This is a genomic window from Flagellimonas ochracea (assembly GCF_009903685.1).
In the GTDB taxonomy this organism is placed as follows: Bacteria; Bacteroidota; Bacteroidia; order Flavobacteriales; family Flavobacteriaceae; genus Flagellimonas; species Flagellimonas ochracea.
On record NZ_JAAABI010000002.1, the window covers coordinates 188792 to 208807 of the forward strand.

Sequence of the window (20016 nt, forward strand, 5' to 3'; positions counted from 1 at the left end):
AAATTATATTATTGTATAGCAAATTTATCAATAAAATCAATGGTTATGCCCCTTTTTTAAAGAATTTAACCAAAAAATAGACTGCCCTTTAGCTTTTAGTTCCGCCAGCGTTATTTTTTAATGTGCTGCACTCCTATTTTTGTGTTGCGATTTTATCCTTTATGAGGAACTACCATATTTCAAAACATAATTCCTTCTATGCCGTTGGGTTGAGTTATAGAAAGGCAGATGCTGAGGTGAGAGGAAAGTTCAGTCTTGATGTTCCTTCTATCGATCATATTTTACGCAAGGCCAAGGAGATTGGTGTTGATGGACTTCTTGCCATCTCAACATGCAACAGAACCGAACTCTATGGTTTCGCACAACACCCCTACCAACTTATAAAACTACTTTGCGACCAGACCCATGGAACGCTGGAAGAGTTTCAAGAGGTGGCCTATGTATACAAAAACCATGACGCCATTGCCCATGTGTTTAAAGTGGGGACCGGTTTGGACAGTCAAATTTTGGGCGACTTTGAAATCATCAGTCAGATTAAGCAAGGATTTTACCGAGCAAAGAAGCACGATATGGCCAACCCTTTCTTGGAACGCTTGTGCAATTCAGTGATTCAGGCCAGTAAGCGTATCAAAAATGAAACAGAGTTGTCTTCGGGTGCCACTTCGGTCGCTTTTGCTTCTGTAAAATATATTCTGGATACTTTTCCCGATATTTCAGAAAAGAACATCTTGCTTTTTGGCACGGGCAAAATTGGAAGAAACACCTGTGAAAATCTGGTAAAACATTCTAAGCATTCACACATTACCCTGATTAATCGTACTCGGGAAAAGGCTGAAAATATTGCTGGAAAATTTAAGCTGGCCGTTAAAGATTATGGTGATCTCCAGACCGAAATCCGAAAAACAGACATCCTTGTTGTAGCTACGGGAGCCCAACTGCCCACGGTGTCGAAAGCATTGATTTATCCTAAAAAACCATTGTTAATTTTGGACCTTTCGGTTCCAAAAAATGTATCGGACGATGTCCTGGAGCTTCCCAATGTGTCCTTGGTACATTTGGATCAGCTTTCACAGATTACAGATGACACACTTGCCAGAAGAAAAAAACAGGTCCCGAAAGCTGAGGCCATTATTCAAGAGGTAAGAAAAGATTTCCTAAAATGGCTCGAAACCCGAAAGTTTGCTCCGGTGATACATGCGCTAAAGGAAAAATTGAAAACCATGAAAGAGGAGGAAATTGATTTCCACTCCAAAAAATTAGACGACTTCAACCAAGATCAGGCGGAAATAATTTCGGAACGCATCATTCAAAAGATAACCAAACAGTTTGCCAACCATTTAAAGCGTTCTGAGGTGGATACCGAGGACAGCCTAGAACTTATACAAAAGGTCTTTCAGCTAGAAATCCATTCTAAATGAGTAAAATCATACGAATCGGAACCCGCGATAGTGAACTTGCACTATGGCAAGCCACCACCGTACAAAACAAATTGGAGGCCCTAGGCCACGACACCACTTTAGTGCCCCTAAAATCCACCGGTGACCAGGTTTTGGACAAGCCCCTTTACGAATTGGGCATTACGGGAATATTTACTAAAACCTTGGATATCGCCTTATTGAAAGATCAGATAGACATTGCCGTACATTCCATGAAAGATGTGCCCACCCAACTGCCAAAAGGCATTGTTCGGGCTGCCGTGCTGGACCGCGCCATTGCCCATGATGTCCTGGTGCACAAAGGATTGGATTTTTTAGAATCAGGCCAAGTTGCTACCATTGCTACTGGAAGTTTGAGAAGAAAGGCCCAGTGGTTACATAAATACCCAAACCACAAGATCGTGAATCTTAGAGGAAATGTCAACACCCGTCTCCTCAAAGTAATTGAAAATGATTGGCAAGGAGCCATTTTTGCACAAGCGGGATTGGAACGGATCAAATTATTGCCCAAAGATGTCTTGGTTTTGGACTGGATGATTCCCGCGCCTGCCCAAGGGGCCATGATGGTGGTGGCGAAGGAAGAGGATATTACTCTGGCAAAAGTCCTTGCGAAGCTTAACCATAGAGAAACGGAAATCGCAACTAGTATTGAACGACTGTTTCTAAGGACTCTGGAAGGAGGCTGTACTGCTCCGATAGGGGCCTTGGCCCAAATAATGGACCAAAACGTGCACTTTCAAGGTGCTTTGTTCTCTCTGGATGGCAAACAGAAAATCGAAGTTAAAAAGGAGATTCCTTTATCCAAAACCGAAGGCTTTGGGGAAGTCTGTGCCCAAGAAGTTTTGAATTCGGGAGGCGATAAATTGATGCAGGAAATTAGAAATGAAAACAGTGCTCTCCACTAAAATTCTAACACCATCCCAAAAGGAACTGTTTCTAAACTCAGGTTTGGGGCTGGTGGAATATGATGCGCTTCGTATTGAATTGTCAGATGTTGAAATTCCATTGGACAACAAGAATTTTATTTTTACAAGCAAGAACGCAGTAAAAGCATTTCTGAGTAGCACAAAATCATTGGAAAAATCCCCCTTTCGCGCATTTTGTGTTGGCTCAAAAACTGCACATCTATTAATCGAGAATGGTTTAAACGTAGTGAAAATGGAGGAAAATGCTTCAAATTTGGCCAGTTTTATATCAAAAAACCATAAAAATGAGGCTTTCCTTTTCCTTTGTGGAAACTTAAGAAGAAATGAGCTTCCGGAAGCACTTCTAGAAAATAACATTCGGTATAAAGAAATTGAAGTGTACCGTACCCATCTTGTACCAAAAGCCTTCAACCAGGAATTCGATGCAATTCTATTCTTCAGCCCCAGTGGTATAAAAAGTTATCTTTCAAAAAACGTCATCAATAATAGCATGCTTTTCTGTATTGGGGACACCACAGCTTCGGAAGCTAAAAAACATTCAAATAATATATCAGTCGCCAATAAACCCACAGTGGAGAACCTGTTGGTACAGGCAATAAAACATTTCAAAAAAAATGATTAAAAACGATTTGTTTCTTAGAGCTCTAAAAGGTGAAACGGTTGACCGTCCTCCGGTTTGGATGATGCGCCAAGCCGGTCGTTATTTGCCAGAATTTATGGAGATTCGAAAGAAATACGATTTTTTTACCCGGTGTCAAACGCCCGAATTGGCCTCCGAAATAACCGTGCAGCCCATTCGAAGGTATGGAATGGATGCTGCCATTTTGTTCAGTGATATTTTGGTGATTCCACAGGCCATGAACATCGAAGTGGAAATGAAACCCAATTTCGGACCGTATCTGCCAAGCCCTATTCGCTCTAAAGAAGACCTAGATCGAGTAATTATACCAGAAGTTGGAGAAGCCCTGGGTTATGTGATGGAGGCCATTACTGCTACCAAAGAAAAACTGAACGATGAAATTCCGTTGATTGGGTTTGCCGGTTCACCATGGACGTTGCTCTGCTATTGTGTAGAGGGGCAGGGAAGCAAAAGCTTTGACAAAGCGCGTGGGTTTTGTTTCACACAACCAGAGCTTGCGCACCAATTGCTTCAAAAAATTACAGACACTACCATTGCTTATCTAAAGGCCAAGGTGAAAGCTGGAGTAAATGCCGTTCAGGTTTTTGATTCATGGGGAGGAATGCTATCGCCTAAAGACTATCAAGAATTTTCTTGGCAATACATCCAGCAGATTGTTAACGCACTTAAAGATATTGCTCCTGTAATCGTATTTGGAAAGGGCTGCTGGTTTGCTTTAAAAGAAATGGCCCAATCTGGAGCAGCAGCGGTAGGTGTGGATTGGACCTGTTCGCCCCAAAATGCCAGGTATTTGACCGGAGGCAATGTTACCCTCCAAGGTAATTTTGACCCAGCAAGATTGCTTTCACCTCCTAATCAAATTAGGAAAATGGTCACCCAAATGATACATGATTTTGGGAAGGACAAATATGTGGCAAACTTGGGTCACGGCATTCTACCCAATATTCCTGTGGACCATGCCAAAGCATTTGTTGACGCAGTAAAAGAATTTAAAGCGTGAATCCCATAGCGTTACTTAAGCGGGCAAGCCTTAAAAATATACTGAAAATTATTTTTATTGGATTGAAGCGGCCTCTTTTTGTGACCCCAACGATTGAGGCAACTAGGCAATGCATTAAAATAGCTACAAAAAACTATGGTAAACTGCATCACAAAAATGGACGGGCAAATGCCTTCAGGCATGCTTTCTGGAATTATTTGATTGCAAAAAGATGTTTAAAATGGGCAAACAATTATGAAACTGTTTTAAGTTGGGCCAAAAGAATCACAGATTGGCATGAAAACGCTTTTCCAAATAATCAACTGGCCAAAAAAATGGATTTTCACAACAATGCTGTCGGTCGAATGGTTTTTGAGCAAAATTTGACCACATCAGAAGATGAAGTCCTTAAACTTCTTAAGGAAATGACGAAAGATTCAATTAAAATTGATGAAAATTCAGATTTGTCCATGTATAAAGACCAATTGGTACATATTATAGATCGATGAAAAGCAAATTTTACGATTACATTCAAGACCTACAGGACTCGATAACCTCCAAATTGGAAGAAATCGATGGAAAAGTCAGATTTCAACAAGACCTATGGCAACGTCCCGAAGGTGGGGGTGGAAGAACACGGGTAATTGAAAATGGTGCCGTGTTCGAAAAAGGTGGAGTGAACATTTCAAAAGTACATGGAGAACTACCCAAGAGCATGCAAGATTATTTTGGTGTAAAGGATGCCGATTTTTTTGCCTGTGGCCTCAGTTTGGTCATACATCCAAAAAGCCCCATGGTGCCCACCGTCCATGCCAATTGGCGTTATTTTGAAATGTATGATAAACAGGGTGACATCGTGGACCAATGGTTCGGTGGCGGACAAGATCTTACTCCGTATTATCTATTCGAGGAGGATGCAACACATTTTCATCAAATTTGCAAAAAGGCCTGTGATGCCCATGACCCCGAATTTTATCCCACGTATAAAGAAAAATGCGATAATTATTTCTGGAATACCCATCGAAACGAAGCGCGTGGTGTGGGCGGCTTGTTTTTTGATTATTGCAAAGCAACGGACACCATGAGCATAGAAGATTGGTATCAGTTTGTAACGGAGGTTGGCGATAGTTTTTTGGAAGCGTACATACCCATCGTTACAAAACGAAAAGACCTACCCTTTACCCAAGACCAAAGGAATTGGCAAGAAATACGACGTGGCCGCTATGTGGAATTCAACTTAGTTCATGATAAGGGAACTCTTTTTGGGTTGCGGACCAACGGACGTATTGAAAGTATTCTGATGAGTTTGCCCCCCCATGTGCAATGGAGGTATGACCATCATCCAGCAAAAGAAAGTGAAGAAGCCAAATTGGTTGAAGTGCTTCAAAATCCTAAGGCATGGGTTTGAAAATAAAGCTTTGTATAGGGTTCGTCCTGGTATCTTGTTCAGTTTGGAGCCAAGACGAACCCTATATAAGAAGCTTTCCAGAAAAACTTACCGTTCGCTTGGGGATGCAGAATACATCCAACAGTTTTACCGTTTTCAACGAAGAAGACAATTCAGAAGTGGAATTCGCACCCAACAATAAAACCTATCTGGGGGTTTCATTCCTTTTCAGGTCCATTGAACTTGATTTCGGTTATGCTCCAAACTTTCTTTCCGAAAATCAAGATAATGATGGCTCAAGATTATTTACCCTTAACTTTAGGATGTTTTTGGGACAATGGATGCAAACCCTGGACTTTTACAATCAAAAGGGCTTTTTTGCCAATATTGAAGGAGGGGCAATATACTTTCCAGAACTCAAAACCTTAAAAATTGGTGGTTCCACAAGCCGAATTTTCAACAAAAACTTTTCTTTCAGAGCGATAGGCTTTCAAAATGAATGGCAAAAGAAAAGTGCAGGAAGTTTCATTCCTAGGTTCACGTACTACTATACCCGCTTTAGTTTTGAAAATCCTGAAGCTCTTGTTAACACGGAACACACCTTAAATTTGGCTGTGGGACCAGGATATTATTACAACTTGGTTTTAGCAAAGCACATAATTTTAGGAGCCGGGGGCACGTTGGGTGCTGGAATGCACATTTCTAGTTCCAACGGAGATACTTCTGCAAATTTTCTTGCGCAAGCTATCTTTAGAACGGTGTTGGGCTATAATTCAGAAAACTTTTTCACAGGAGTTAATCTGAATGCACAGGTACTCGCTTATGAAGATGATGAAACCACCGCGGTGGCCGACTCGTTGTCATTTGTTGAATTTTATTTGGGGTATCGGTTCAATGCCCCTAAAAAGTGGGTAGAAAAAGCAGATAAATTCAATAAAAAATATGGGCTCGATTAGATTAATTTTCGAACTTGAGCTTAATTCAAACAAATTATTCCGAATACGATGTATCCATTAATTAGAAATCGAAGACTTCGTACCTCCGAATCCATCCGTAGACTGATTCGGGAAACCATTGTTACCCCAGATGATTTTTTAGTGCCGCTTTTCGTGGTCGAAGGCAAGGGTATAAAAGAAGAAATCCCCTCTATGCCCAATTACTATCGCCTTAGTCTTGACCTTTTGGAAAAGGAAATAAAGGAACTATGGAAAATGGGGCTTTGTGCGGTGCTTCTTTTTGTAAAGGTTGATGAAAAACTAAAAGACAACAAAGGAACCGAAGCAATTAATCCCAATGGGTTAATGCAACGTGCCGTCAAGACCATAAAAAATGTTTGCCCTGAAATGTTGGTTATGACCGATGTTGCACTTGACCCCTATTCATCATATGGCCATGATGGCATTGTTGCTAATGGGCAAATACTGAATGATGAAACCGCCGAGGTCTTGGCGGAAATGAGTGTCTCCCATGCCAAGACCGGAGCCGATTTTGTGGCACCGAGCGATATGATGGATGGCAGAATCTTAACTATTCGTGAAGCCTTGGAAGATGAGGGCTTCACCAATACAGGCATTATGAGCTACTCGGCAAAATATGCCAGTGCCTTTTATGGTCCTTTTCGGGATGCTTTGGATTCTGCTCCAGTTGATGTGGCCAATGTCCCCAAGGACAAAAAAACCTATCAAATGGATTATGCCAATCGATATGAGGCGGTTCGAGAGACCCAAATGGACATCGATGAAGGCGCCGATATTGTGATGGTAAAGCCTGGACTATGTTATTTGGACATCGTTCGTGAAATAAAGAACGAAGTGGACGTACCGGTTGCCGTGTATCAGGTTTCGGGAGAATATGCCATGCTGAAAGCCGCTGCTGAAAAAGGCTGGTTGGACCATGATGCCGTGATGTTGGAACAGCTTACGGCCATAAAAAGGGCCGGTGCAGACATTATAGCCAGTTATTTCGCGAAGGACTTCGTTAAGGTTTGTGGCTGACCGCAATCAATCTGGAATAAATATTCACTACTCTAAATTGATTGCTATTCCCTATCTTGGTACTCAAGTTAAAAACATATGGGACTTCTATTCTTTTATGCCCTTATTTCAATTTTCTTCTCGTTTTTGTGCTCCATTTTGGAGGCTGTTTTGCTGAGCATAACACCCACGTTCATCAACATAAAAAAACAGGCTGGAAAAGAATATGCCGCTACCTTAGAATCTTTAAAAAAAGATGTGGACAAGCCACTCATTGCCATTCTTACGCTGAACACCGTTGCCCATACCGTGGGCGCCATTTTGGTAGGTGTTCAAGCCAAAGTGGCCTATACCGAGCTCTATGGAACCACGACTCGTTCTATCCTAGGGTTTAAGTTTACGGAAGACCTTATGGTTGGTGTGGTCTCCACAATTATGACCATTCTTATATTGATAGCTTCCGAAATCATTCCCAAAACCATAGGAGCAACGTATTGGAAACAGTTGGCCAATTTTACTTCTAAGGCATTAACATTGATGGTATTCGTTCTAAAATGGACGGGGCTGCTGTGGCTACTTCAACTTTTCACACGTTTGATTGGAAAAAAAGGACATCATGGAAGCGTTCTAAGCAGAGAGGATTTTACAGCCATGACCGATATCGCCCATGAAGAAGGCGTGTTTCAGGAATCCGAATCCACGGTCATCAAAAACCTTCTCAAGTTCGATGAAATTTTGGCCAAAGATGTCATGACCCCACGAACCGTGATGAAAATTGCCTCAGAAGATACGACCATCAAAGAGTTTTTTGAGACCAACCGCCCTTTACGATTTTCTAGAATTCCATTGTACCTGGGTCGAATGGACAACATCACCGGATTCTTTCTCAAGGATGAGCTTATGGAGGCCATAATAAACAAAAAAGGAAGTGAAACTCTTGCCACTTTAAAAAGGGAAATATTGGTCACCAACAGAAACAAACCCATTCCCGAGCTCTTTGAAGAGTTTGTCAAGAAACGGGAGCATATTTCACTCGTCGTGGATGAATATGGTTCCGTCAGCGGACTAGTCTCCATGGAAGATGTCATTGAAACACTGCTTGGACTTGAAATTATGGATGAAAGTGATAATGTGGAAGACCTGCAAATGCTGGCAAGAAAGAACTGGGAGAGCCGTGCTAAGCGTTTAGGAATTATTTAAAAATAAGTTTAAATAAAACAATGGAAGTTGCTTATTTACAAACACCTATAGGTACAGCAGAATTTCATGGTGATGAAAATGGATTGATTTCAGTTTCTGTATTGGATATAAACAAACCTATTGGTATTATTCCAGAAGCATTGGAGGGTGCTGTTTGTCAGTTCAAGGAGTATTTTGAAGGTAATCGTAAGCATTTTGACCTTACTTTGAATCCAAAGGGCACCGATTTTCAAAAAAAAGTCTGGAATTCCCTTTTGGAAATTCCACATGGAAAAACCATCTCCTATCTTGAGCTTTCCAAAAAATTGGGTGATGTAAAAGCCATAAGGGCAGTAGCCGCGGCCAACGGCAAAAATCCGCTTTGGATAGTTGTCCCTTGCCATAGAGTAATTGGAAGCAATGGAGATTTAACAGGTTATGCAGGAGGATTGTATCGAAAGAAGTGGCTTTTGGAACATGAAAGTCCTGTAAAACAGCAGGCTCTTTTTTAGTTGCGCACAAAATACGTTGGGAAAAAGGGCAGTGAAACCAAGTCCAACAGTTCACCGGTTTCGGAAGCTACCATAACCCCACCTTCGACCACATCCCCTGAGGTACCATATCCAATCAAAAAAATACGTTGTAACGGATCAAATACTTGATTGATCAGTAATACCGATTTTTCTATTTCAGCCTCAACTTGATTCACCAAGCCCCCTATGTCCACTAATTTGGTTTCCATGGTATTGAGATTGTAAATCGCCGGTCCTTCAACAAATCGGGAAGGTTGCGGATAAATGAAGTTGAAATAAAGTTCATCCCCAATCAAAATGGCATCATGTATAGCTCCTATGGAAGACCCCAATGTAATGTTCAGAACGATGCTTTCTTGAAATGACAAATCCAAAGCATCATAAAGTTCCAAGGTGGAATTGCTATCATTCTTTATGATGGCCAAATCCCCATTCTGTGTTATAAAAAAACCAAATGAATCGAGTCCAAAACTTAAAGTGGGGCCTAAAACCTTGGAATCCAAGTCATAAAAAGTCAGTTTATAGTTTCCTAGATTGTCCCTGAAAGGCATATAAAGCCTTTCATCAAAAAGCATAGGGTCAAAAGTGGCCCCTACATTAAAATCCACAACCACATCTTCGCTTTCAGGACCCTCCAATTGTACATCCTGAAGACCAAGATTTGGGCTGTCAAAGGGTCCGAAATATCCAAAAAAGACGTTGCTGGAATTGTTTATCCCCCAAGTGATAGATCTTTCTGGTGTGTTTGTATAAAAATCCTCAAAAACCCTTATGTCTCCTGTGGTAAGTTCCTTGAGCGCAATGGAAAACTTTCCTTGGAAAAAACTATAAAATGAGAGTAAATCCCCTGTTTGCCTCAAGGTCAGGTAATCAGTTTCTACCCCCATATCCAAGGTCAGGTCAAACGTAGTTGCAGATGCCATTTCCGAATCGTAGGAGAATTGGTAGACCTTGTTTAAATCCTCTCCAATTACAGTAAATTTTGTTCCTGGAAATTTCGAAGCATCCAATGTCGAGTCATCATCGGTAGAACATCCTGCCAAGAGCAGAATAGCCACCATCCATATCCAATCTCTCAATTTCAAAGCGCTTTTTGTCAATTACAATATACGATTTATTGTTTCCCTAGTCACTTTTCTATTCCAAATTAGTATTTTCCTGCATGATCAAAAAAATACCTTTGGAGCACGTCCTCTTTTTGGACATAGAAACCGTACCCCAAAAACCGGAGTTTTCTGATTTGGATGAAACCTCCCAGGCACTCTGGGAACAAAAATCAGCGTATCAACGAAAAGATGAGATGACCGCTGCAGAATTTTACGATCGAGCTGGCATTTGGGCCGAATTTGGGAAAATTGTCTGTATTTCGGTTGGTTTTTTTGCTTTAAAGACGTCACAAAGAGCTTTTAGAGTTACTTCCTTTTATGGTGATGAAGTGAAAATCCTTAAGCAGTTTAAGGAATTGCTGATGAACCATTTCAATCAAGCCAAACACTTGCTATGTGCACATAATGGCAAGGAGTTTGACTTTCCGTATATCGCACGAAGAATGATAATTAATGGTCTGGAACTTCCCTATAAATTGGATTTGTTCGGCAAAAAACCGTGGGAAGTGCCTCATTTGGACACTATGGAGCTTTGGAAATTTGGGGACTATAAACACTACACCTCGCTGAAACTATTGGCCCATGTATTAGGAATTCCTTCCCCAAAAGAGGATATGGACGGCAGTATGGTAAAGGATGTATTCTACGGGGAACACGATTTAGACCGAATTGTTACCTACTGTGAATTGGATGTGGTGACCACGGCACAAGTGTTTCTAAGATTACGCAATGAGGATTTGTTGGTCGATGAGGAAATCAAAAAAGTATAATGGTGAACGATAATCCTCCGATTCCAAGTTTTATGGTTCCACTTTCAGAATATATTTCTTTTGGTTTTAATGGAGTCATCCGTTTAATTCTTATAAAATTTAGTGCTTTTTATGCCTGCGTAGTCTTGTACAACCAGCACATATAATCCTGAGGACAAAGAGGAAACATCGATGGAACCATTTATTCCTCCTTTTTTGATAATATTTCCTGAAGTAGTAACTATAGAATATTCAGCATCTTTGGAAAGCTCTGCTTGAACCGATATTTGATGCACCGCTGGATTGGGGTATACCGAAACCTCCAGCCCATCATTATAGGATAGGGGAACGTAGCTATACAATTCGGTTGCGGCACCATTAAATTCAAACTCAAGGGTTTCGGAAAATTCGGATACCGCATTTTCTGAGCAAATAGACCTTACCCTGGCTTCATAAACGGTTCCTTTTTCTAAATTAGAAAGAGGGGCTTTGTTATCCCAGAGCAATGCACTGTTCCACACATCTGTACCATAGGCCCTATACTGCACTTCAAAAAGCGTCTCCTTTGCTTCGGACCATATAATGGAAGTACTTGTTTCGTCAGAGGAGTCTAGATCCAAGTTGGAAGGAATATCAATGTTACATAAAGATATTTGCGCTCCAGTTACAATTAGGGAAAAATCTTGTATTCCATTCTTTAGAGTTCCTTTATGCGATACTGTAATGGTGTACTCTCCTTTGGCATTGGCAAGCTCCACCCTTTCAAAAGGGTCCACTTGGTTATCACCACGGGTAGCAGCTTCGTTGGCCTTAGCTGGGTTTAACTTCCACGGAAAAAAGGTTTCTCCATCTTTCGTAATCCTTATGTCCAAATCGTTGGTCAAAGCAGGAGTCATTGCATTAAGTTCACCGCGGTTGATGTGTTCTCCTTCAGGGTCTGTCCATGAAATGGAAGCCATCAATGGTTCAATGCCATTGGCGGTAACGGTTATGGAAAAGGTTTCGTCCTGTGACAAGCTTTCTTCATTGATCAAAGTAGTGTAATCCTTGTTTTGTAACACCTCCGCTGCTGCTTTGGCGTTCATTATGCCCCAACCCATTTTATAATCAGGTCCCTTAGCATGCACATCATCTGTAGTATGCAATGCCAGACCTTTGAGTGTAGCTGCCTTCATATAGCCTCCAAACAATTCTTCATGATACTGCTGCAACAACAACAACGAACCTGTTACGCTAGGGGCTGCCATGGAGGTTCCCGCAGATGTTTGATAACTGGTATTGTGGGCAGAAGCAGTTGAAAGAATGGTAGAACCCTCACCTGCCAAATCAGGTTTTATCCTACCATCATCGACAGGGCCAAAACTGCTGTATCCTGCAACGTTGGCCTCCTTCAATTCGCCATTACTTCCAAATTGGGTATTTGCACCAGCAATGGTAAGTCCATTTTTTGATGTGGTGAATCCCAACAACAAATCAAAACCATCTGCCGTTTTACCAAAATTGGGGTTTTCATTATCATAAGAATTTTGTGCATTGCCCGCTGCAGTGACCATCAAATAATAAGGAGCATGGTACATAATCTTATCCCAGTCTTGGGAAACCTTTATATAGGAACCAAAATACCAATTGGGCACGCGGTCCGTTTTTATACCGTAGGAATGATTGCTCAGCAGAAGTCCCTCTGCAGCAGCTTGCGCCACTTCTATTTTGTCACGGGTCCAATCGTGGGTCAGAGCAGTTGCTCCATAGGCTGTCCCCTTGGCATCTGGTTTAATTCCTGTTGAAATCAAACTCCCGGTAACCAGGGTGCCGTGCAGGTTAATTTCATCAGATTGATCAGCGTTTATGGCTCTGCCATTAAATTCTTGATGCGTGGTAAGGGCTACACCAGCATCCCAAACGCCCACATTCATACCGCTTCCATCCAACCCTAAATTCAACAATCCATTGCTGTACAGAGCATTGGCTCGTGATGCCTGACCCATGGGCGTACTGAAGGTCGTATAAAAAATTGCCGTTCCGTCTGTTCCAATTTCTTGTACAGAAACAAAAGACCCATCACTTAATTTTTCCGATTTCTTCCATCCTTTGGATTGTAAGGCCGTACCGATTTTAGAAGTATTGAGTCGATGCTCTTCCTCCCATTGGGAAATAAGGTTTCCCAATTTAGCTTGATTGTATGTAGATTTGATTTGCTCCTTGGCATTTTGGGTCTGTCCAAAAACTGAAAAACCACCAACATGCAAGAGTATAATCAGGAAGTAAACTCCAACAGCATTGAAAATTATTCTGTAATCCATAGGGCAAGTTTAAGTAAGATTTGGACTACAAATATATATTGATGATAAAATACTATCGACAAAAGCCCCTCTTAATTCGATGAACTACATAGTTATTTCTGCAAAGCTGTTGTGAAAATGTGATTTTCTGTGGTTTGTAGTCCTTTTCCTTCTTTTAAATTTGTCTTTCAAGGACTACATAAACGGGAAAATGATCGCTATAACCCCCCAAGTACTTCCTCCCTGCAAATGTCCGGAAGGGATTTCCTTTATACTTTCCCCTCCATTCCTTTAAAAATTGAGGAGCGAAAACCTGGGCAGCTTCAAAACGGTGGGTGCCTTTTTGGTGGTTCAAAAAAGTATGGGAAACCAATATTTGATCAAACAGACTCCATTTACCCTTGTAATTTGCACTTCCCGATACAGGTGAGAGCAATTTTTGCATTGGATTTATAAACCAACCCGAAGACATAAGTCTTTCTATACTTTCTGAATTGGGGTCATCATTAAAATCCCCTATTATTATGATGTTTGTCGCATCTTCTCCCAAAGTGCTTATTTTTCTCAATACAGTTTCCGCAGCCCTGATCCGCTTGTAACGGGTGGTTTCTTCTCCTTCCCTTCGCGATGGCCAGTGGTTAACAAACACATGTATCTCCTCTTGGTTCAGTTTGCCACAGACGTACAAAATATCCCGGGTAAAGTCCCTTTCTCCGGTATCATTGATAATCAACAACGGTAAGGTTTCTGATTTCAGTACCTTAAAATAGGTCTTATGGTAGATGAGTGCAGTATCAATCCCCCGTTCATCCGGAGAATCGAAATGAACAAAATCATACGGCTCGTCCCGTAGCGCTTTCGATTGTAGGAGCTGCTGTATTACCACTTTGTTTTCGACCTCCGCAATACCAACCAGCGCAGGAGGGCCACCTGTATCTTCCAAACCAATTTTTGAAATGGCTTTACCCATCTTTTTTGCCTTTTTCTTGAATTTTGAAGAATTCCATTTTTAAAACCCTTCGGTGTAAAATCATCATCCAGGGTATGGGAATCATCGTTAGTGTCAAAAAAATTCTCCAAATTGTAGAATGCTACGGCATATTTATTTCGGTTAACTTCCAATATAAAAGAGATTTGACCTGTTGGTGTCGGTTTAAAATCCAATGTACAAAAAAGCGCTTCCAAAACATTGATTAGATTTGCACTATAATTCCTATTAATGCTAGAAAAGAAGTCCATAGATTATGAAAAGGCGGTGCTTATCGGTGTAATCAACGCTGTACAAAATGAGGCCAAGGTAAACGAATATTTAGACGAATTGGAGTTTTTGACGTATACCGCTGGTGGCGAAGTACAAAAAAGGTTCACCCAACGTATTGAGGTCCCCAATCCCAAAACTTATATCGGTAGTGGTAAAATGCAGGAAGTGCAGGAATACGTTAAAGAGCATGAAATAGGTTCCGTTATTTTTGATGACGAACTCTCCCCAGCCCAGCAGAACAATATTGAGAAACTGCTTCGGTGCAAAATTTTGGATAGAACGGGTCTTATTTTGGATATTTTCGCCCAAAGGGCCAAGACCAGCTATGCGAGAACACAAGTGGAACTGGCCCAATACGAGTACCTTTTGCCCCGATTGACCGGTCTTTGGACACACTTGGAACGGCAACGTGGAGGTATTGGCATGCGGGGACCCGGTGAAACTGAAATTGAGACGGACAGGAGGATTGTAAGAGATCGAATTGCGCTCTTAAAAAAGAAGCTCACAAAAATTGACCGCCAAATGGAAACCCAACGGAGCAACCGGGGATCTTTGGTTCGGGTTGCCTTGGTGGGCTATACCAATGTGGGCAAATCCACGCTCATGAATGTCATCAGTAAAAGTGAGGTGTTTGCCGAAAACAAACTCTTTGCCACCTTGGACACCACGGTTCGCAAGGTGGTCATTGGCAATCTTCCTTTTTTGTTGAGCGATACCGTTGGATTTATACGAAAACTGCCTACCCAGTTGGTGGAAAGTTTCAAAAGCACGCTGGACGAGGTGCGGGAGGCCGACCTGCTGCTTCATGTAGTGGATATTTCCCACCCCAATTTTGAAGAGCACATCGATTCGGTGAACCAAATTTTGGATGAAATAAAAAGCGTGGATAAAAAAACCATTATGGTGTTCAATAAAATTGACCAATACCAAGCTGAAACCATTGATGAGGATGATCTAATAACCGAACCCACCTCAGCCCATTTTACCATAGAGGATTGGAAAAAAACCTGGTTCAATAAAATTGGTGACCGTGCCGTGTTCATCTCAGCGTTGAACAAAGAAAATCTAGAGGAATTTAGAAAAAGGGTTTATGATGAAGTTCGTGACATCCATGTCACCCGTTTCCCCTACAACAACTTTTTATATCCCGAGCATCTTGACGAGTATTGAACAATGGAAGACAAGCTGTTCTGATTCTTCGATGAATGACATGCTTCCTATGTTTCCACCACAACTTTTTGAACGTTCACAACAAAAATTTAAGGGATAACCACATAGCACCTATTTTCATACTGTTTTTAAGTCTTAGTGTCCAAACCAAATCTGCCACAGACTTAACCTACTTTGACCATGGCTTTAAAAACAACCTCAAATCATTAACCCCATAGAAAAGCCCTCATTGTTGAGGGCTTTTTTATTTAAGGTCATATCGAGCGCAGTCGAGATGTGGTCCGTTCTAAGTGGTTCCTATCAAAAAGAATAGCTCAATCCCAAGGTCCAATAGGTTTGCAACTCCTTATCGATGCTATCAAAAGTAGCCGTAGGGTCTGGGGTCGGAGCATTGTTGACGATATAATTGAGCGTCTCCTGGTTGTTGTTTCGCAATCCAAAATCAAAACCTACACCTATCACTTTCCACAAGGTATAGGCAAAGGAATTGGTCCACGTCCAATTGCTAAGGTCACCATCCTCGTAGCTTTGGAATAGGGAGAGATTGCTCTTAAAGCTCACAGCGCCTATTTTCTTGGTGTAATCTGCCAAAATCTTGGCTCCAGCTGAAGATTCAAAAATGGTGTCCTCCTCGCTGAACACAAAATTATAGTTCAACGGATGAATCACTACTACCAAATCAGTAATTGGTGTCCAAGTGGCTCCCACACCTACATCAAGGTATCCAGGGTTGTTCACATTGCTCAATAAGGTGGTTCGGTATTCCACCAAGCCTGAAATGGCAAACTTTTCACTCAACTTTCTTCCGTACAAAGAAGATAGGTTAAAAACATCCGTAGCCTCGCGAAAGCCATCATTATCGGTCGGGTCATCCTTATCATCCAATTTTACCCAGGCCAAATTCACATTTACAGCATTACGCCAAAAGAATTTTTCCTGTTGCAAGTTTGCATAAGCATTCACCGTAAAGCCAATATTTCCTGAAGCGTTATTGGGGATGCCTTGAGCGAACCAATTGTTGAATTCGGAAATACTTCCTCCAATAGTCCCAAAAGCTCCAATCTTCCATCCCGGTAAGGCATCCAATTGTGATTGTAAAGCATCTACCCTCCCCTGGATGGCAGCGATGGAATCTTTCTTTGGGGCAATCTGTTCTTTGAGTTCTTCAGCTGTCTGTGCACGTGCAAACAAAAAGCCAAAAAAGGCCATAACCAAAAGCAGCTCTTTTTTCATAGTATGGAGTTTAATGTTTAGAATCCCAAAAGTAAAAAAAGTCGTCATTAAATCACCACCGTTCAATATCCCTTTTTCGCTCTATATCGTCAGACCTGAATTAGAGACTTGCAGGCAAAACCATTCCCTATCAACCCAAACCGTCCATCCGTCAATTAGCTCCCAAAAGTGTACAGTATAGTTTGCAACTTGCCTCCCTAACCTTTAATTATTTTCAATTATGACATTAAAAAAATTGCTGTTTACAACCCTTTTGGGAGTTGCCGTCATCTCCTGTTCCAAGGACAACGGCCCAAGCACGCCAACGGCCCAGACACCGACTATTACCAGCTTCACACCCAAATCGGGAACTGTGGGAACCCTGGTCACCATCAACGGAACCAATTTCAGCACCACGGCTTCTGCCAATACCGTGAAGATTGGCTCCACCACTGCCACCGTTAGTACGGCGACGGCCACAAAGCTCACCATCACGGTGCCTCAGGGCGCCACGACTGGGAAAGTGAGCGTCGCCGTGGGCGGGAAGACAGCCACCAGTACCGACAACTTCACCGTGACCGCGCCGGTAGCCACCAATAACCCTCCGGTAATTGCGGCCCAAGAGTTCAATGTGTTGGAAAGTGCCAAAGAGATAGGGACCGTAGTGGCATCCGACCAAGACCAAGAAGATAATCTTGTCTTCGTGATCGCCACAAATGACGATGACCTTTTCACCATTGAGGAGAGCACAGGTCTGCTCAGTTTGGCTGAGGGCAAAAAGCTCGATTTTGACACTGCTGACCTTCATACCATAACCGTAGAGGTCAGTGATGGCCAGGGAGGAGTTGCCTCTTCCGATATTACCATAAATGTCGCCGAGGATTTCGCTCCGACGGGAGAAACACAATATGGGTTCTCCGCAGAAGAGACAATTGCCGATACCGAAATCATAGGGATTATCAATATGGATGATCCGGAAGGACAAACCGTCACCCTTTCCATCTCCGATAATGATAACGACCTTTTCGAAATCAATAGCGATGGGGAATTGAGCCTCGTTGACGGCAAGAACCTGGATTATGAGAACGCTATGGCCCACAACATTACTGTTACTGCTAGTGACGGCTTTAACGAGATAGCCATTTCCGTGACCATTAACGTAGAGGACATTATCACCATAGATGACCCCTCCACCTTTGTGACTACGTGGCTAACGGATTTTAACGGGGATACCATTGAAATTGGACTGAACAATCTTTTGGATTACAATTTTACCATCAATTGGGGGGACGGTATCATCGAAACTATCACTGGTTCCGGTTTATCTTCAATAGACCACCAATATGGCTCCCAACAACCATATCAAATAATTATTCAAGGAGAGTTCCCAGCAATTCGCATTGACAATTTAGGAGCACATAAACTAAGGACTATTGACCAGTGGGGAGAAATTGTTTGGCAAAGTATGGAAAATGCCTTTTATGGCTGTGTCAATTTGGAAATCAATGCAGTAGACCTACCGAATCTTTCCCAAGTTACCATTGCGGCCTATGCGTTTGCCGACTGCATTTCAATGGAAGGTTTAGGCGGTTCTTGGGATGTCAGTAACATTGAAGATATGGCTTTCATGTTTTGGGGTGCCACCTCATTCAATGGAAGTATTGGCGGCTGGACAACCACAAGTCTTCAAAATATGCAATCCATGTTCCAAGATGCCACTGATTTTAACAAAAACATTGGAGATTGGGATACCAGTAATGTGACCAATATGAACAATACGTTCAACAATGCTTCAAGTTTTAGTAACTCTTTGGCTAATTGGGACGTATCCAGTCTTACAACCGCTACAGGTATGTTTAATAATTCAGGAATGTCACAAACAAGTTACAATACCACCTTGATTGGATGGTCCGGCCAGCAGGCAAATCTACAACCCGATGTAACAGTCGGTGCCAATGGACTGCAATATTGTGGACAAGACGCGATTGATGCTATGAATATTTTAGAGGGCATTGGCTGGGATTTTGTTGGAGATGTAGGACTCGCCAACTGTCCATAATCAGTATAAAGTTTACAAGAAAAATAGACCGCTGATGCAGTGGCAAAAAATATACCGTCGGAGGGCTAAGTCCTTAGGCGGTTCTTTTTTTTCGATTTTTTGATGGAAATCAGCTATAAGGCCCTGACTTCTATAACGCCGCTTATTGCTTGTTCCAACTTTATCTTTCCCCTTTCAACCAAAGGAAAAGATTTCTCAACTGCCCATGAAATCAGAACAATTGGAATTAAGGAAGTAAAGGTCAGGTTTTACTTTTGAACAAGGGCACCGAAGAACAGGCCTCCCCGTACATGACACTTCTAGCAACCTGTTGTATTTTTTCCACAGCCATTATATAAGCATTCTGGGGTACGGGTTTGTTGGAGCAACCCTTAATGATTACAGGCTTACCCTTAAACTCTGAAACATCCAAATTTTCAAGTTGGGCCTGGTATAGGGACGTTTCCAAATCTTCCAAACTGCCCACAACTACTTTTTTGGCATGCAGTGCCAACTTGGAAGTCACCAGCATGAATGCCCAACCAGGGACTATTGCATCTGTAGAACAGGTCAGGGCCACGTAAGCGTCTTGATAAGTGGTCCAATCTTCATTTTCCACATGACCCCTAAACTCCTTTTCACGCAAAACAATACCTTCGTACAACCAATCCTTGATATCGAGAACCACCCTTTTCCCTTCTGGGTAATAGTCCTCGAGATCAAAAGTTATCAACTTGCTTTGGGCTACTCTATTTATAATTTCTTTTTCCATCTATTATCTTCCTATAGCACCTCTAAAGCCTCTTTAAGGGGACAATTCATAAGAGCCCCAGTTCCAATTTGGCTTCCTCACTCATCAAATCTTGAGTCCAAGGTGGGTCAAAAGTGATTTCTACCTCCACATCCTTCAATTCATCCAACGATTTTACTTTTTCTTCCACCTCCACTGGCAATGTTTCAGCCACAGGGCAGTTGGGGGAGGTTAGGGTCATCAGAATCTTTACGTCGTATTCTTCATTCACAAAAACGTCATAGATCAGTCCCAATTCGTAAATATCAACGGGAATTTCTGGGTCGTAAATTGTTTTTAGAACCCTTACGATCTTCTCTCCCAATTCCTGTGTGTCTATGGTAAGCTCTTCGCTCAT

At 41.9% G+C, this 20016-nt stretch carries 18 protein-coding genes and 1 pseudogene; 13 read left to right on the top strand and 6 right to left on the bottom strand.

Going from position 1 to position 20016, the window contains the following annotated elements; genetic code table 11:
• Positions 1-161 precede the first annotated feature (161 nt).
• From hemA to GTQ34_RS06420, 10 genes are all read left to right on the top strand, one after another.
• Complete coding sequence (gene hemA, locus GTQ34_RS06375) at positions 162-1418, top strand: glutamyl-tRNA reductase (RefSeq protein WP_166522949.1); 1257 nt, start codon at positions 162-164, stop codon at positions 1416-1418.
• The gene (gene hemC / locus GTQ34_RS06380) at positions 1415-2341 is read left to right on the top strand and encodes a hydroxymethylbilane synthase (RefSeq protein WP_166522950.1); all 927 of its coding nucleotides are present in this window, start codon (positions 1415-1417) and stop codon (positions 2339-2341) included. The genes hemA and hemC overlap by 4 nt, the downstream gene beginning before the upstream one ends.
• A complete protein-coding gene (locus GTQ34_RS06385) occupies positions 2319-2984 on the top strand; it encodes a uroporphyrinogen-III synthase (RefSeq protein WP_166522951.1) in 666 nt (221 codons plus the stop codon). The genes hemC and GTQ34_RS06385 overlap by 23 nt, the downstream gene beginning before the upstream one ends.
• Entirely contained in the window at positions 2977-4002 is a 1026-nt protein-coding gene (gene hemE / locus GTQ34_RS06390; RefSeq protein ID WP_166522952.1) for a uroporphyrinogen decarboxylase, read from the top strand. Before GTQ34_RS06385 ends, hemE begins: the two co-directional genes overlap by 8 nt.
• Entirely contained in the window at positions 3999-4490 is a 492-nt protein-coding gene (locus GTQ34_RS06395; RefSeq protein WP_166522953.1) for a DUF6973 domain-containing protein, read from the top strand. Before hemE ends, GTQ34_RS06395 begins: the two co-directional genes overlap by 4 nt.
• On the top strand, positions 4487-5389 hold the full coding sequence (hemF, locus tag GTQ34_RS06400) for an oxygen-dependent coproporphyrinogen oxidase (protein ID WP_166522954.1): 903 nt from the start codon (positions 4487-4489) through the stop codon (positions 5387-5389). The genes GTQ34_RS06395 and hemF overlap by 4 nt, the downstream gene beginning before the upstream one ends.
• The gene (locus GTQ34_RS06405) at positions 5380-6324 is read left to right on the top strand and encodes a DUF4421 family protein (protein WP_166522955.1); all 945 of its coding nucleotides are present in this window, start codon (positions 5380-5382) and stop codon (positions 6322-6324) included. The genes hemF and GTQ34_RS06405 overlap by 10 nt, the downstream gene beginning before the upstream one ends.
• Positions 6325-6372: 48 nt before the next feature.
• Positions 6373-7362 (top strand): porphobilinogen synthase, encoded by a 990-nt coding sequence (gene hemB / locus GTQ34_RS06410; protein ID WP_166522956.1) that lies wholly within the window; start codon positions 6373-6375, stop codon positions 7360-7362.
• Positions 7363-7440: 78 nt separating this feature from the next.
• A complete protein-coding gene (locus GTQ34_RS06415; RefSeq protein WP_166522957.1) occupies positions 7441-8541 on the top strand; it encodes a CNNM domain-containing protein in 1101 nt (366 codons plus the stop codon).
• Between the two features lie 20 nt (positions 8542-8561).
• Complete coding sequence (locus tag GTQ34_RS06420; RefSeq protein ID WP_166522958.1) at positions 8562-9032, top strand: methylated-DNA--[protein]-cysteine S-methyltransferase; 471 nt, start codon at positions 8562-8564, stop codon at positions 9030-9032.
• Here GTQ34_RS06420 and GTQ34_RS06425 read toward each other — a convergent pair.
• The gene (locus GTQ34_RS06425; protein ID WP_166522959.1) at positions 9029-10132 is read right to left on the bottom strand and encodes a hypothetical protein; all 1104 of its coding nucleotides are present in this window, start codon (positions 10130-10132) and stop codon (positions 9029-9031) included. The genes GTQ34_RS06420 and GTQ34_RS06425 overlap by 4 nt on opposite strands.
• A gap of 83 nt (positions 10133-10215) precedes the next feature.
• On the opposite strand from GTQ34_RS06425, the gene GTQ34_RS06430 reads away from it, so the two are divergent.
• Positions 10216-10929 carry a 3'-5' exonuclease gene (locus GTQ34_RS06430; protein ID WP_166522960.1) on the top strand — a complete coding sequence of 238 codons (714 nt, stop codon included), beginning with the start codon at positions 10216-10218 and terminating at the stop codon, positions 10927-10929.
• An 83-nt stretch (positions 10930-11012) separates the two neighbouring features.
• Here the strand turns inward: GTQ34_RS06430 and GTQ34_RS06435 are convergent, their stop codons facing one another.
• Together GTQ34_RS06435 and GTQ34_RS06440 are read right to left on the bottom strand one after the other, a co-directional pair.
• The gene (locus GTQ34_RS06435; protein ID WP_166522961.1) at positions 11013-13208 is read right to left on the bottom strand and encodes a S8 family serine peptidase; all 2196 of its coding nucleotides are present in this window, start codon (positions 13206-13208) and stop codon (positions 11013-11015) included.
• A 154-nt stretch (positions 13209-13362) separates the two neighbouring features.
• Positions 13363-14426 (bottom strand): annotated as a pseudogene (locus GTQ34_RS06440) (endonuclease/exonuclease/phosphatase family protein).
• On the opposite strand from GTQ34_RS06440, the gene hflX reads away from it, so the two are divergent.
• On the top strand, positions 14407-15618 hold the full coding sequence (hflX, locus tag GTQ34_RS06445; RefSeq protein WP_166522962.1) for a GTPase HflX: 1212 nt from the start codon (positions 14407-14409) through the stop codon (positions 15616-15618). The pseudogene GTQ34_RS06440 and the gene hflX overlap by 20 nt on opposite strands.
• A gap of 300 nt (positions 15619-15918) precedes the next feature.
• Here the strand turns inward: hflX and GTQ34_RS06450 are convergent, their stop codons facing one another.
• Positions 15919-16851, bottom strand: a complete 933-nt coding sequence (locus GTQ34_RS06450) for a DUF3078 domain-containing protein (RefSeq protein ID WP_166522963.1) — start codon at positions 16849-16851, stop codon at positions 15919-15921.
• A 220-nt stretch (positions 16852-17071) separates the two neighbouring features.
• Between GTQ34_RS06450 and GTQ34_RS06455 the strand changes: the two genes are divergently transcribed.
• Positions 17072-18889, top strand: a complete 1818-nt coding sequence (locus tag GTQ34_RS06455; protein ID WP_166522964.1) for a BspA family leucine-rich repeat surface protein — start codon at positions 17072-17074, stop codon at positions 18887-18889.
• Between the two features lie 241 nt (positions 18890-19130).
• On the opposite strand, the gene GTQ34_RS06460 is transcribed toward GTQ34_RS06455, so the two are convergent.
• Both GTQ34_RS06460 and GTQ34_RS06465 read right to left on the bottom strand, forming a co-directional pair.
• Positions 19131-19640, bottom strand: coding sequence for a DUF2480 family protein (locus tag GTQ34_RS06460; protein WP_166522965.1), 510 nt, complete (start codon positions 19638-19640; stop codon positions 19131-19133).
• Positions 19641-19686: 46 nt separating this feature from the next.
• A complete protein-coding gene (locus tag GTQ34_RS06465; RefSeq protein ID WP_166522966.1) occupies positions 19687-20016 on the bottom strand; it encodes an iron-sulfur cluster assembly protein in 330 nt (109 codons plus the stop codon).

Bases quoted from the DNA above. Each gene is read 5' to 3' on its own strand.
- GTQ34_RS06405 (WP_166522955.1), top strand. From the start codon at position 5,380: ATGGGTTTGAAAATAAAGCTTTGTATAGGGTTCGTCCTGGTATCTTGT.
- GTQ34_RS06385 (WP_166522951.1), top strand. From the start codon at position 2,319: ATGAAAACAGTGCTCTCCACTAAAATTCTAACACCATCCCAAAAGGAA.
- GTQ34_RS06450 (WP_166522963.1), bottom strand. From the start codon at position 16,851: ATGAAAAAAGAGCTGCTTTTGGTTATGGCCTTTTTTGGCTTTTTGTTT.
- GTQ34_RS06435 (WP_166522961.1), bottom strand. From the start codon at position 13,208: ATGGATTACAGAATAATTTTCAATGCTGTTGGAGTTTACTTCCTGATT.
- GTQ34_RS06415 (WP_166522957.1), top strand. From the start codon at position 7,441: ATGGGACTTCTATTCTTTTATGCCCTTATTTCAATTTTCTTCTCGTTT.
- hemF (WP_166522954.1), top strand. From the start codon at position 4,487: ATGAAAAGCAAATTTTACGATTACATTCAAGACCTACAGGACTCGATA.
- GTQ34_RS06430 (WP_166522960.1), top strand. From the start codon at position 10,216: ATGATCAAAAAAATACCTTTGGAGCACGTCCTCTTTTTGGACATAGAA.
- GTQ34_RS06460 (WP_166522965.1), bottom strand. From the start codon at position 19,640: ATGGAAAAAGAAATTATAAATAGAGTAGCCCAAAGCAAGTTGATAACT.
- GTQ34_RS06420 (WP_166522958.1), top strand. From the start codon at position 8,562: ATGGAAGTTGCTTATTTACAAACACCTATAGGTACAGCAGAATTTCAT.
- hemB (WP_166522956.1), top strand. From the start codon at position 6,373: ATGTATCCATTAATTAGAAATCGAAGACTTCGTACCTCCGAATCCATC.
- hemE (WP_166522952.1), top strand. From the start codon at position 2,977: ATGATTAAAAACGATTTGTTTCTTAGAGCTCTAAAAGGTGAAACGGTT.
- GTQ34_RS06455 (WP_166522964.1), top strand. From the start codon at position 17,072: ATGACATTAAAAAAATTGCTGTTTACAACCCTTTTGGGAGTTGCCGTC.
- hflX (WP_166522962.1), top strand. From the start codon at position 14,407: ATGCTAGAAAAGAAGTCCATAGATTATGAAAAGGCGGTGCTTATCGGT.
- GTQ34_RS06465 (WP_166522966.1), bottom strand. From the start codon at position 20,016: ATGAGCGAAGAGCTTACCATAGACACACAGGAATTGGGAGAGAAGATC.
- hemC (WP_166522950.1), top strand. From the start codon at position 1,415: ATGAGTAAAATCATACGAATCGGAACCCGCGATAGTGAACTTGCACTA.
- hemA (WP_166522949.1), top strand. From the start codon at position 162: ATGAGGAACTACCATATTTCAAAACATAATTCCTTCTATGCCGTTGGG.